The organism is Desulfolithobacter sp. (assembly GCF_054025815.1).
Genome location: NZ_JBPMMS010000010.1, coordinates 120,096 through 133,300, shown reverse-complemented (window position 1 = coordinate 133,300; position 13,205 = coordinate 120,096). Strand labels below are relative to the sequence as shown.

The window sequence follows — 13,205 nt, the reverse complement described above, 5'->3', positions numbered from 1 at the left end:
CTGCCTGGATGATGCCCGGTGCGACAACCTGCTCAGGATGTCGCACCGGGCATCCTGCGCCGTCGAGCACCTTCTTTGTACCCTTATCCGTAACAAGCACCTGCCCTGCCCCTGAATCAGCCCAACAGAAATATGATAAAATCATAGCTATACGCTAATAATAGTCCGATACAGTCTGGCCTTAGAAGACAATTCCCTTCACGCCAGCCTGGAATCATGACGCGGCCACTATCTGACATTCAAGAAACCTTGCCGGGCCTCCCGCCCGCTGTTTCCCTGACAGCGAAGCAGGCCGAACGCTTCCGAATACACATGCTGTCCAGGTTATCCCCGTTCGAGGCCAGTGATGTCACGGTGGGGGTGGAAAACGAATTCCAGGCTGCAGTCTCCGGTGCAAAAGAAAACGTCGATCTGCCACTTGGCATAGAGCATTCCAGTTATTTCCAGAACCTGGTCAAGCGGGCAGAGCGCGGTGACTTGCCGTTTTCCTCGGTCTCGGCACTGCAAGGTTTTCTTGAGAACAACCAGGACCGGATCTGGGAGAACAGCTGGGTTCGGTTTCCCCGGCACCTGCTTTCCCCCTATGCGGACACCGTCCTGCGCCATGACCTGCTGGCCGACAAATCATGCCCCCAGGGACCGAACCGATCTGACTGCCACAGGTTTCTTTTCCACCACCGTGGAGAAAAATGGCTGCGAATCCCGGTCAGTTATCTGCTCAAGCTCTCCCTGGCCGACGGAATCAGCCGTTCGGAGATGAACTTTCCCCTGCTTTTTCAGGCAGGAAAAAGGTTGATGCGCCATTTTATAAGCGATAACACCTCTCCGGAAATAACCTCCTTTTCCCTGGCCGGTAACCAAAACAGCATCCTTCCCGGAGAACAGACGGCCCGTGAAACCTGTCGTCGATTCTTTTTTACCCAGCTTCTTGTCTGTTATGCCAACCGCCAGTTCATGCTGGAGAACCATGGCCAGACCTGCCACCTCTATTTTGCACCCAATCCTCCGCTCAGGCAGAAAAAAATAAACGAACTGGTATCGGACGCCTTTTACCGGGAACTCTTCCTGAATCCCTGCCTGTCCGGATGGGAAAGGGGGGAGGAAAAAAAACTGTACATGGAGCTTTGCCACCGAACCCTTTCCCGAAGCCAGCTCAACGGCCTTGCAAAGCTCAGGGAGGCGGGCATCATTACCCGCAATCTTGTCATCCTGCCCAATACCTCCAATACATGTCTGGCCAACAACGGCACCCACATCACCTTTGGCAGCAAAATCCTGACCCGGCTGTTTGCCGATGACCGCGACAGGACCCGTCACGGTTATGAAAAATACTTCGGTGACCTGGTCATCAAGATTGTCGAACATTTCCTGCCGCTTTTTGTGAACACGGTTTCAGCCGCCCCATACCGATTGTCGTTCAGTGATTTTCACCCGGAAAAGGTCCTTGGTTTTCTGCCCCATGAACTGGATTATACCCACCTTCGCATGATCTGGCGGCGGTGGAAAAAAAAGGCTGATCTCCGATTTTTCGGCCACAGTATGACCCCGCTCGGTCCGGAAAGGCTGGATCATATTTTCAGCAGGCTGTTTCGTCTGCGAGGAGATTATGTACCTGATATCAGGCTGGTGGATTACCTGGTCGCCCTGCAGAGTGTGGAAAATGGTCCGGCACTTGATGGCACGGTGGGCAATCAGCAACGGTTGAAAAACGATCTCGCGGCAATGGGTGTCTTTGACAGCCGGATGGCCATGTACCTCCCCTACCGGATACGTGAACGCAGGTCCATGGGTTTCTCCGGTTTTGAAGGACGTCATTATTCACTTTTCCCCAGTCAACTTCACTATATGGCCCAGGCCGTGAACCTGCAGCTTATTGTCACCGCCCTGGCCTGGCACTGGGTCAGCACCGGCACGATACGCCACCATCACATTCCAGATGATCCATTTACGGAAAGTGAACGCCGGCAAATATTTTTTGCTTCCGCCATCGGCCTGCCCACCTTTTTTGTCCGCGCCGACACCAGAAACATCCTGATGAGAAGAATCCTTGCAAAAACAAAGGGCCAGCGCCACAGCCGTCGATACAAAGGCTACATCAGGGTGGGAATCAAGGCCTGGAAACAGGCATGTCTTGCCCTCCTTAAAGAGGAACACACAGATTTTTTTGCCACCGAAGCGGTGCAGCAAACCCTTGCGGACATGAAGTCACTTCTGGACATGCCCGAGCACCAGGCGGCCGATGTCCTGACCAGGGGCATCGTCCGGGAAGCAGGGTGTTCGGGGCCGGCCATACAGGTCGACGCAGATACCTTCAATCATGCCGCCGAACGCTACTACCGCACCACCCTCTGGACCCAACACATGCGGGAAGCCGTGGATGTCCTCAAGGAGGATGCCAGATCGCTGGAGAACTATCCCGACAAACGTTTTGCCGAGATTCTCAGCCAGCTGACAGAAGAAAGAAAGGCCTCGGATATGATGGACCAAATTGGCATAAAAGTCATGAATGGACAGGCACGCAGCAGTGAAATAAGGCGATTGATCCTTTTGACCATGCTGACGATTGAACGTGAATACCGAATCTCCATGGGAGAGGAGCCGTGAATCTTCATCAGTACATAGAGCGTGACAGTGGCAGAGTAGTCACCGAAGTGCTTATCGGCGACCGCACGGTCCGGCTGCTGTACAACCCGGTGCGCGAACACGCGCCCTCCCTCTTCAAAGCCCTGACGTCCGCGCGCATGTCAAGCCTGCTTGGCTGGTTGCATTTTGATTCCGGCCTTGATCGAAAACACAGTAAAGGAGCAACTCTCCTGGCCAGGATGGGGGTGAACCCGGATGAATGTCTCGATCCCCCGGACTTGCTGGACACCCCGCGTAAAGTTTTCGAGCGCCAAATTCGTTACTGGCAGGTTCGCCCCATGGCACAAGATCCCCTGACCGTGGTATCTCCGGCCGATGCCCGGGTTCTGATCGGCTCGCTGGCGTCAACGCCGGAGCTGTTTATCAAGGAAAAATTTTTCTCTGTGGCCGAACTGTTGGGCTCGAAGTGGGACAGCACCTTTCACAACGGTAATTTTGCTGTCTTCCGCCTGACTCCGGACAAGTACCATTACAACCACCTGCCGGTCAGTGGCAGGGTCGTCGACATCTATGAACTTGACGGAGCCTACCACTCCTGTAATCCGGCAGCACAGGTCGTCCTGGCCTCGGTGCATGCGAAAAACAAACGGGTGGTCACCATTATTGATACGGATGTGGAAAACGGCACCGGAGTCGGGCTGGTGGCCATGATCGAAGTAGTGGCAATGATGATCGGGGAGATCGTCCAGTGCTATTCCCGATACAAGTATGAAGATCCCGTACCGGTTCGAGCTGGAATGTTTGTGAAAAAAGGTTGTCCGAAAAGCCTGTACAGGCCGGGGAGTTCGACAGATATCCTGTTGTTTGAGCCCGGACGGATAATATTTTGCGACGACCTGGAGAAAAATGTCTGCCGTCGTGATGTCCAGAGCCGGTTTTCTTCACACTTCTCGGTTCCCCTGGTGGAAACAGACATCAAGGTCCGGGCGACCATTGGCCGCGCGGAACGCAGGGATGATCACCAGGCCGGACAGGTGGAAAAAGCGTCGCTATTGCCACAGCCAGATCCTGGAGAATAAAAATGCCTGAACTTCTATTTGTTTTGTTCTGTTCTCTCGGATTTACGATTCTCTTTGTGTGGGGCTTCCGCCACCTGCCCGGGGAACGGTGGCAGATGTTTGCCGTCATTCCATCCCGTCGTTCAGACAGGGAAAACTGGCACGGCACCAACCTTACCTTTTACGGATTTCTGGTGGCTTGTTCCACGACCGGCGGCACGCTGCTGACTCTTATCCTGCTCCGCAGCGTTTCCGCGAATCTGACCGCAGCGCTGATGCTGTTACTGATTATCCTTGCTGTCACCCTCCCATCGGCAAAAATCATGGCCAGAGTGGTTGAGAAAAAACGCCATACCTTTACCATTGGCGGCGCTTTTTTCTGTGGCCTGTTGACCGCACCCTGGATCGTTCTGGCGCTTAACTGGTGGCTCAAGGACCGCGGAGCGCCTGAGGTTGACATGATCGTGCTTCTGGCCTCGCTTGCCATCGGCTATACCCTTGGCGAGGGGTTGGGCAGGCTGGCCTGTGTGAGTTTTGGCTGCTGTTACGGCAAACCGGTCAGAAAGTGTCGGCGCCTGACCCGGCTGCTGTTTGGCCACCTGTCCTTTGTGTTCACCGGACCGACCAAAAAAGCGGTCTATGAAGGATCCCTGGCTGGGGAACCGCTGGTTCCGATCCAGGCGGTGACCTGTATTCTCTACACAGCCACCGCCATGGCCTGCAGTTACCTGTTTCTGACCTCACATTTCGTGGCGGCACTGCTTTGCAGCCTGATGATCACCCAGGTGTGGCGGATTCTTTCCGAAACCATGCGGGCGGACTTCCGTGGCCAGGGCAGGATCTCCGCCTATCAGAAAATGAGCCTTGCCGCGCTGCCCTATATCGCGGCTGTAGTGATGCTGGCTCCCCAACCTGGACAGGCTGCCCGGCCAGACATTCTGCAGGGCCTGACCCTCTTCACCCAGCCGGTGCCCATGATCAGCCTGCAGCTTCTCTGGCTTATCGTTTTCCTCGTTTTCGGCCGCAGCACGGTCACCGCCTCCACGGTGTCCTTTCACCTGGTAAAGGAGGATGGCGAGAAAAAAACCTCTGATAGAGCTCTTTCATCAACCTTCACACCCGAAGAGAACCTGCGCCTGCAGTGGGTGGGCATATCACCAGAAATTGACAGGTAGAGCCCCCGCAGAGATGGTCACCGACCATCTGAAGCAATACTGTTACACCATGAAAAGAAAAAGTACTGCCAGGATGAAAAGAAAACTGAAAGGGATCATCAGGGGTTTAATACTGTGAACATTCCCGGCAATAGTACGCTCTGTCAACCTGTACGTGGCATACAGCGAGGCAAGCAATCCACCTGTAACAGTCAGCGCTTTCAAGACATAAGTACTGTCTGAGCTTATCAATCGAATGTTTTCGTATGAGTATTGCATGCCCAGCCATTCTTGAATATTAGGAATGATACGTCCCGCACCGCTTATAAAAGATTCCAGATGAACCGCCATATACCCGCCAAGGACCAGGGGAATGAACCCATAACCCAAAAGTGGGAGAAGGGTCTCTCTTTCTGTTTTGACATAGCGACACTGAGACGTAACCATCAGATAGTAACCAAGCTGGAAAACGAGGATAAGTATAAAAAAAATCAAACTTCCAGCCAGAAAGTCCGGAATCATCATCCCAATTTCCGCCAGATCAGCCACCAGCAGATCAACCAGGTGCGAAAATTTTTCCTGCAGAGCGAAAGGAAAAAATATAGCTCCCATGGAAACTATAAGAAAACTGTCCGCCTTTCTCGGATTTTTCAGTGTCCATAATTCATTCGGGGCCAGCCTGATATTTAACTGTATCGAGCTGTTGTTACAGTTTTTTATGCAGTTTGCACACATGATACAGTCGCGATTATTATCAACCAGGTACGGATGCCTGAACATGGGACATCCCAGACCTGTGGCGCCTCCCACGAAGCAGGCATGCTCCTGGCAACGATTCAGGCAGACATGCCGATTTGAACGTAACTCGAGAATCGAAGGCATGGAAAAAATCGCATTCACCGCACCCAGCGGGCAGAGATAACGGCACCAGGATCTCCTTGAGTACAGGATACTGAAAATGATTGACCCTGTTGTTACGGCAAGGATAATGCTTCCGGTGAGTCGGGGAGTGTTATACGCATCCCAGACTATTTCTACCCAGAAGACAAGGATACATAAAATGGCCATTATCCAACCGGAATTATTCTTTATATAGGATGGCGTCTTCTTTTGTGGTTTAACCAGGTTCTGAAGTATTCTTCCCGGAACGGCAAGCGTACAGACACTGCACCAGGTTCGGGCCAGAAAGAAAAAAGAGAAAAACATCAGAGGCCAGCCAATATACCAACCCATTGTTATTCCCGCATTTGAAACACCATTTTGTGGCCCGAAAAAGAGAGCTGAAATCGTGACCAGCAAGAAGAATCCAACAACTATCCGTGGGCCAAGTGGAAAAATCGAACTTCTGAGAAATTTTCTTATCCAGGGGATCCGTAAGATGTTGTATTCCCATTTTCCTTCACTCTTTGGCAAGCCGAGAAGGATTTCCTCCGGGAGTATTTCATCATTCTGGGCAAGCATCACCGCTCGACGCATCACACTGGCCAATTCCGGCAGATTACCAGGCCAGTCATAATGCATCAGGATGCCGAGAGTTTCTGAAGACACTCTGGAAAGTGTTTTTTCATATTCTCTGCTGTAACGATCGAGATAGTAAGAAATAAGCAGTGGAATATCTTTTTTATGCTTGCGCAAAGGGGGCACATGGAAAGAGTGCTTCTCAAAGAAATCGAGCAATTCCGGCAAAAGTTTTTTCGATTTTTCAAGTTGATAAAGTGAAAAGGTGGAAATAAAAACAATTCGAGACCTTACAACCAATTGGCGATCACTGTCTATCGGGGTGAAGATCTTACTTTCTATTGCCTGGAGCAGGCGCCTCTGCAACTTTTCACCCATGAGATGAACATTTGTGAAAACCAGTGTCCCGCCGGAGACCCGGAGGGCACCTGTCTGTCGCATCCGGGCAAAGGGATAAACACCCTGCTCTGTACCGAAAAGTATTCTTTCAAGCCATTCCGATTCATAATTTCTCAGGTCGATTTCCTGATACGGACCATCTGTCCAATCAGCCTGAGAGTGGATTTGCCGGGCTATGATTGACTTACCGGTGCCCGCTTCTCCAGTGATCATATACGGATCACTCTCCGCAACAAACCTGTCCAGTGCTGCCTGGATTTTCCGAGCCGATCTGGAGGGCCGAATAATATCGTTTTTGTTTTTGATGAACCCGGACAGCCGGTCCACAGAAAAGGATTTCTCCTTAAAGAGAATTATATCATCCGCCTGTAATTCCTCACTGTCCGCCTGTTGCACACCAGCCGGATCGGCATAGTCATGAAATGCGACTCTTAAACGCTCTGCCAGAAGAGCATCAAGGCGCTTGTGGACCTTCTGGTTGGAGAGAATAGTTGTCTTGAAAAAATCTTTGTCAAAACAGATAACAACAAGATCACAAAGCGCTCGTGCCCCGACAGAACGTGGCTTTGAGCTCAGAATGCCGGTTTCTCCGAAATGACCTCCTGCGTCAATGCGCCCGACAACGCTATTCACTCCATCAAACCGTGTTACAACGAGCTCCACTTCCCCGGTGGCAACGATATAAAAAACATCACTGGGACCACCTTGCCTGTACACATACTGGCCCTGGGAAAAATTTTGCACCCGAGCATACGATGCACAGAAAATCAATTCTGACTTATCGACATCATGGAAAAGTAACGAGCACTGCAGCCTGCTGATAATACTTTCATCAACTTCCATACCTGCTGAAGCCTGTTGTGAAATCATGTTTTTTCTCAAAAGGAAGAAAATTCCTTGCTCAATAAAATCAACATCGTTGCCTTCGCGCATCCGACCCGTTCTCGAGCGCTCACGAATTCAGGAATATCTGAATTGAAAACGGTCACAGGGCACATCTGCTGGGGGCTGAAGCCCTTGAACCGCTCACGAACGTATGGTTCCTCTACACCAATCAGGAACCGTTGCCAACACCCTGATTGCCAGAAGCCACAAAAAGCCCAAGTCCTGTCTGTGACGGTCAACAGAAAACAGGCAGGATACTTTCTTTGTTCAAAGGTCAGGCAGCAACATGCCCCACCTGCTGAGCGGCCCACGGGAGGCTATCCCTGGTCAAGGGAGTGAATATGGACAGGATGATCGAGCTGGTCCGCCAGCTCGATCATCCGCTGGTGGTGAGTGAAAAGAATGATCTGGTTCTTTCTGCCCACCTCGGCCAGGAGGTTCAGGGTGGCGCGAGAGCGGTCATCGTCGAAGTTGATGAGGATATCGTCGGCGATAAAGGGCATGGACTGGCCGTCCCGCGCCCGCTTGAGGAGCGAGGCCAGGCGGAGACAGAGATAGAGCTGATCGCGGGTGCCGGTGGACATACCTTCGACCCCGAGGCGCTGGTTGCCAGCCCGCAGGCCGACCAGGACCGGGTTACCCTGGTCGTTGATGTCGGTGGCCAGACCGGTAAAGGAATTCAGGGTAATCCGGGCGAACATGGCCGAGGCGGCCTCCAGGAGCGGATCTCGGTTTTCTTCCCGGAATCGGTCGATACCGCGCCGCAGAAGGCCGGCGGCCAGCCGGAGGCGAATATAACGCTCGGCATACTCGCGCAGGAGGGCCAGGTTTTCCTCAAGCTCGGATGCCCGCAACGCGGCCTGGCTGGTACCGTCCATCTGGGCCAGTTCCCGCTTCAGTTCGCCCCTCCGTTCGGCCAGCTGCCTGAGTTCCGGTTCCAGATCCTCTTTGATTTCCCGCCGCATCTCCCTGATGCGTTCGGGCAGGGTATCGCTGTCTTCGGCGGCCACCAGTTTTTCAAAACTGTCCAGGGACATATCACCGGCCAGGGGACGGAGATCTGTTTCCAGGTCCTGGATAGCCTCCCGGAGCCTGGCATGCTCCACGGCCCTGCGCTCGACCTCGACCAGGTCCTGTTCCGACCTGCAACCAGCCTCGGCAAGGAGCCTGGCCAGTTCCTCCTCCCAGAAAGCAATCTCGGTTTCAAGATCTCCCAGTTCCTGTTCCAGGACCTCTACCTGCTCCTCCCAGGTACGTTGCCTGGTTGCGATTTCCCGGGCCTGACCAAGGAGCCGGTAGAGATGGTCGGCGCAGTCATCAGGCCGGTCCTTGCCGAGGTCCGGGGCAAGCTGTGCTGCAAGCTCGCGAACCTCCCGGACAAATATTTCGGCGTCCCGGTTGATGCCCCTGATCCGGCTCGTATCCTCTTCCATCTGTTCAAGGAGATGGAAGAGCTTCTCCACAGCCTCGAGAATCCCCGGAGCGCTGCCAGGGTCCAGAGGCGCTACATCTTCCGGCAGGCTCACCGCTGTCCGCCACTGTGCCTGCCACTCTTCCTGCTGGCAGGCCGTTTCCGCAAGCTCCCGGTCCACCTCTTCGAGAAATTGCTGCTGGCGGGCCAGCTCGCGGGCATGATCCCTGGCCAACGCCTGACGCTTTTCCAGGTCAGCCAGGTGTGCGACGACCAGGTCGACCACCGGAGCCAGCTCCGGGCCGGACGGCCCTGTTTTCCTGCCCAGCAGCGACAATAGCGCGGCCCGGTGTTTCCGCCGCTGACCGGTCAAGTCTCCGAGCCGACCCTGCTTCTCCTCCAGGGCAGCGGCCTCGGTTCGCAGGTTCTCCATGTGCCGCAGCCAGGCCTGCATCTCGCGCGGTGCGAGCGGGGATATACATAGTGGCTGCCAGAGTTCGGTCCAGGAACGGGACAGGAGTTCCCGTTCCCTGGCAAGTTTTTCCCTCTCCTCCTCCAGAATAGCCAACTGGGCGGCGTGGAGCTGTTCATCCGCGCCCAGGGCCGCGAACTTGTGAACCCGCTTTGCTTCCAGACGCAACCGGTCGGCCAGGGTATCGGCCTGGAGAACGAGCTGTTCGTAGCGGTCGGCCGGATCGACCGGGGCCCACCGGGAAAGAGCCTCTCCACTTCCCTCCCCCTGGAACAAGGCCTGGCGGATAAGCCGCCAGGCCTGATCCCTGTTGCGGCGAATGGTGGCCAGTTCCTCTTCCGTGGGCACGGCCCCGGCCAATTCAAGTTCACGCCGGTCCCGGCGCAGTTGTTCCAGCCGTTCCCTGGTTTCGGTGATGGCCTGATCCTGGCCGGACAGACGAAGCTCCAGATCCCGAAACTGCTCTGCAAAACGGCTCACACTTTCCTCGCCAGGAAGCCGGATCCGGGCCAACTCCGCGGTCGTTCCCTCCCACAGCTGCTGACGGGCCAGCTCACGTTCACAATGAGCGGTCAGGTCAACTATTTCCTGCTCAAGTGTCCTGACAGCAGTATCGATATCACCCAGGCGGCGGGCCGCGTCCAAGGTCAACAACAGGCTTTCCATAGTATGCGGATCGGGCGGAGCCGGGGACTGTTCCTGCAACAATTTGAGCCTTCGGAGGATGTTCCGGCGGCGGCGTCCGCCGTCCTGCCGGATCTGCTCCAGGGTCTCGAAGCGGGTGACCAGACGACGCACCCGTTCCCGGTTGCGCCACAGTTCGCCAAGCCGATCAGCCTGGTCCAGCTCCAGGTTCGGGGCAGCCATCTTCAGAGCCAGTCTCGCCTCACGCCGGCGTGTGGCCCGCAGCCCCTCTATCCGTGGCAGGTCACTCTGGGCCTTGCGGTACTTGCTCACCTGCTGGTAGAAGAACTCGATCCGGGACTCCTGCTCCAAAAGGGCCTGATCGGCAGCCCGGGAGCCAAGTTTTTTCTTCAGCTCCGCCATTCTGGCCCGACTGCCGGCCTCCTGTAGGTGCAGGTCACGCAGCTGTTCCTGAACCTTGAGCCGACGGACGGAAAAATCCTGCCCCAGGATCGGCACCTCCCCCAGTTCGGCCAGTTGTCTGCGCAGGAACCGGCGGCGACTGATCAGGGAAAAGGCCCGGTGAATACGCTCCAGGAAACGAATCTTCTGGTCCAGCTTCCGCCTGGACGCATCCAGCTCACGGTAGCGTCCGGTCACTTCCTGCAGTTCCCGATCCGCTTCCAGATAGCGTTCCGGGGCCAGGAACAGGTCGCGAATCTCCTTTTTCAGATCCCGGTGACGGGCAACGGCCTTGTTGATCAGCGGAAGCTGTCCACCGGGCTTGAAAAGACCGCCGCTTTCCTCGTCCAGGCTGGCCATGAGCCGATGCAGGGAAGCCATCCCCGTGGAGGCGGCAAAGAGAATGTCGCCCAGTTCACCTCGCTGTTCCAGAATCTCCCGGCCGCCCTGGACCAGCCGGTCGTGATCGATCCCATACAGGGCCTCGAAGAACTGCCGGTCCAGGGAGTGGAGAAAGGGCTCCAGGACCCCGGCCGGCAGAGGATTGCCCTCCGGGTCGAGCAGGTCGCCCTTGTTGCGCTTGCGGCGGTAAAAACTGAGGCGCTTTTCCTGTTCCTCGATCTCGCCACCCACCAGCAGCTTACTGTATGGATGAAGAAAGGCGTCGGCGGTACGGACCGGAAAACCGAAGAGCCAGGCCTTGAGGGCCCGGAGAGAGCTGGACTTGCCGGCCTCGTTGGGACCAAAGACCAGGTGCAGGCCGGGCAGGTCGGAAGAAAAATCGAGCACCCGGCCGGTGAAAGGACCAAAAGCGGCGATATCGAGACGAAGAATCCTCATCGGGTCTCCAGGTGACCAAGAATACGGCCCAGCAAAAGATCACGGGCTGTACAGAGCAGTTCATGGCTTTGGGTTGGATCATCGGGGAGCAGGGATTCCCGTCCTCCGAGTTCCGCCGGCAGCCTGGAGAGGAACTTTTCCAGTTCCGGGGCCAGTTCAAGGGGAGATTCAATGTCCTTGAGCAACCGGTCCAGGTCCACCAGGCCTGGATCGGTAACAGTAGTATCCCGGGCCGGGAAACTGGTTTCAAGTCGCACTTTTTCCAGCCACACGTCGCCCAGATCCATGGCCAGGGCAAGTATTTCCGAGAAGAGATGCTCCCGGTTCCGGTGCAGTTCCGGATGGCAGGGAGTCTCGCCATGCAGATCAACCCGGACCGCCACCGCCCTGCCTTCGGCCAGGTCCACGGTCTCGGCCAGCCGGGCCTCTATCTGTTCCAGAACCTTGTCCAGGCTGATGCAGGCGGTAAGATCCACCCGGCACCTGCTCCAGCGCACATGGTCCAGGTCGTGGTGCTCCACAGCGGTGACTTTCCCGTTTTCCACGGTCACCAGGGTGGCACCCCGAGGTCCGTCCTCGCGAATGTGGCGTCCCTGGATATTACCGGGAAACACGATCCACGGATCCTGGTGCACCACCTCGCGCTGATGTACATGGCCAAGGGCCCAGTAATCATAGCCCCGGCTGACCAGGTCTTCCACCGAGCAGGGCGCGTAAGGTTCGTGGCCGGGACGGCCGGAAAGCCCGGTATGGAGCAGGCCGATGTTGAACATTCCCGCTACCGGTTCCGGATAGGAGAGGGCCAGGTTGTCCGTAACCGCGCGCCGTCCGTAGCCGCGACCGTGGACCGCCACCCCTGTCTCCTCCAAAACCACGGTCTCGGCCCGGGAAGTGGCGTACAGGACCACATTGTCAGGCAGACGCAGAGCCGTGGTGATCCGGCTGGCGGCGTCATGGTTGCCGGAGACCAGGAAAACCCTGATTCCGCTCCGGCCGAGGCGCTGCATGTGATTTATAAAATAGAGTCCGGTGTGGTAATCTTTCCAGGCCCCGTCGTAAAGGTCACCACCGATCAGAACAAAGGCCACCTGCTGATCCAGGGCCAGTTGAACCAGGTCATCGAAGGCGCGACGGACCGCGGTGCGGATCACGGAACCATCCTGTTCCCGCAGGGTCAGGTTGCGCAGCGGGCTGTCCAGGTGAATATCGGCACAGTGGAGAAAGGTAAACATCAACTCTCGGAAAAGGGGGAACCGGAAAATGCGGCGAGCTGTTTTCCAAAACTCAGCAGTCAGGGACAGCAGAGCAAAAACAACCTGGGGATCCGGGCCGGTCAGGAGTCAGAGTCTTCCAGGTCCTCCCGGAGAAGGTTCAGCAGCCGGGTGGCGTAGAACTCGGCCAGGAAGGAGGCATCCCGGGCCCGGGGATCGAGAAACTCGATACCCACGTGATGACGCAGGGTCCAGCGAACCCGGGCGTCAGATTCAAACTCCAGCCCTCCCAGCCGCAATTCCACGTGGATCAGGTCCCCTTCGCGCAGGGAGTGATCAAGCAGGACAAAGGACATGCCATTCTGGTGCAGATCCCGAAGTACCGCGTCCTGCCACCTGTTTTTTTCCTCCCCGGCCACCTGGACATAGATCGATCCCTTTTCCGCAAGCAGGGCCTGTTCCACCACCTGCCTGGGAATACGGACCGCCCGTCGATTTTCGGCGAAGCCCGAGTCAAGTTTGCGTGAGTCCTGGCCCGGCTCGACCTGCTCCAATTTCTGTGCAATCATCTCTTCTCCCTCCCATCTGTACGCACGTTGCCTGCCCCGTCATTTTTCTCTCTGTATCAGCGGGATTTTATTCACGATA

At 55.8% G+C, this 13,205-nt stretch carries 7 protein-coding genes; 3 read left to right on the top strand and 4 right to left on the bottom strand.

Going from position 1 to position 13,205, the window contains the following annotated elements; genetic code table 11:
* Window positions 1–312 precede the first annotated feature (312 nt).
* From ACXJJY_RS02225 to ACXJJY_RS02215, 3 genes are read left to right on the top strand one after another with little or no spacing between them, the layout of a single operon-like run.
* Complete coding sequence (locus ACXJJY_RS02225; RefSeq protein ID WP_456385072.1) at window positions 313–2,604, top strand: hypothetical protein; 2,292 nt, start codon at window positions 313–315, stop codon at window positions 2,602–2,604.
* Window positions 2,601–3,662 (top strand): phosphatidylserine decarboxylase, encoded by a 1,062-nt coding sequence (locus ACXJJY_RS02220; RefSeq protein WP_456385071.1) that lies wholly within the window; start codon window positions 2,601–2,603, stop codon window positions 3,660–3,662. The genes ACXJJY_RS02225 and ACXJJY_RS02220 overlap by 4 nt, the downstream gene beginning before the upstream one ends.
* Before the next feature lie 2 nt (window positions 3,663–3,664).
* Window positions 3,665–4,816 (top strand): prolipoprotein diacylglyceryl transferase family protein, encoded by a 1,152-nt coding sequence (locus tag ACXJJY_RS02215; protein ID WP_456385070.1) that lies wholly within the window; start codon window positions 3,665–3,667, stop codon window positions 4,814–4,816.
* Between the two features lie 42 nt (window positions 4,817–4,858).
* On the opposite strand, the gene ACXJJY_RS02210 is transcribed toward ACXJJY_RS02215, so the two are convergent.
* The 4 genes from ACXJJY_RS02210 to ACXJJY_RS02195 all read right to left on the bottom strand — a co-directional run bounded on the left by ACXJJY_RS02210 (window position 4,859) and on the right by ACXJJY_RS02195 (window position 13,126).
* Complete coding sequence (locus tag ACXJJY_RS02210) at window positions 4,859–7,585, bottom strand: sigma 54-interacting transcriptional regulator (protein ID WP_456385069.1); 2,727 nt, start codon at window positions 7,583–7,585, stop codon at window positions 4,859–4,861.
* A gap of 269 nt (window positions 7,586–7,854) precedes the next feature.
* Complete coding sequence (locus ACXJJY_RS02205; RefSeq protein WP_456385068.1) at window positions 7,855–11,346, bottom strand: AAA family ATPase; 3,492 nt, start codon at window positions 11,344–11,346, stop codon at window positions 7,855–7,857.
* Window positions 11,343–12,578 (bottom strand): metallophosphoesterase family protein, encoded by a 1,236-nt coding sequence (locus ACXJJY_RS02200; protein WP_456385067.1) that lies wholly within the window; start codon window positions 12,576–12,578, stop codon window positions 11,343–11,345. Before ACXJJY_RS02200 ends, ACXJJY_RS02205 begins: the two co-directional genes overlap by 4 nt.
* Window positions 12,579–12,679: 101 nt before the next feature.
* Window positions 12,680–13,126: a PilZ domain-containing protein gene (locus tag ACXJJY_RS02195; protein ID WP_456385066.1), complete on the bottom strand. Its 447-nt coding sequence runs from the start codon at window positions 13,124–13,126 to the stop codon at window positions 12,680–12,682.
* Window positions 13,127–13,205: the final 79 nt, after the last annotated feature.

Coding starts and splice junctions, on each gene's coding strand:
- ACXJJY_RS02225 (WP_456385072.1), top strand. CDS start 313: ATGCTGTCCAGGTTATCCCCGTTCGAGGCCAGTGATGTCACGGTGGGG.
- ACXJJY_RS02215 (WP_456385070.1), top strand. CDS start 3,665: ATGCCTGAACTTCTATTTGTTTTGTTCTGTTCTCTCGGATTTACGATT.
- ACXJJY_RS02210 (WP_456385069.1), bottom strand. CDS start 7,585: ATGCGCGAAGGCAACGATGTTGATTTTATTGAGCAAGGAATTTTCTTC.
- ACXJJY_RS02205 (WP_456385068.1), bottom strand. CDS start 11,346: ATGAGGATTCTTCGTCTCGATATCGCCGCTTTTGGTCCTTTCACCGGC.
- ACXJJY_RS02200 (WP_456385067.1), bottom strand. CDS start 12,578: ATGTTTACCTTTCTCCACTGTGCCGATATTCACCTGGACAGCCCGCTG.
- ACXJJY_RS02195 (WP_456385066.1), bottom strand. CDS start 13,126: ATGATTGCACAGAAATTGGAGCAGGTCGAGCCGGGCCAGGACTCACGC.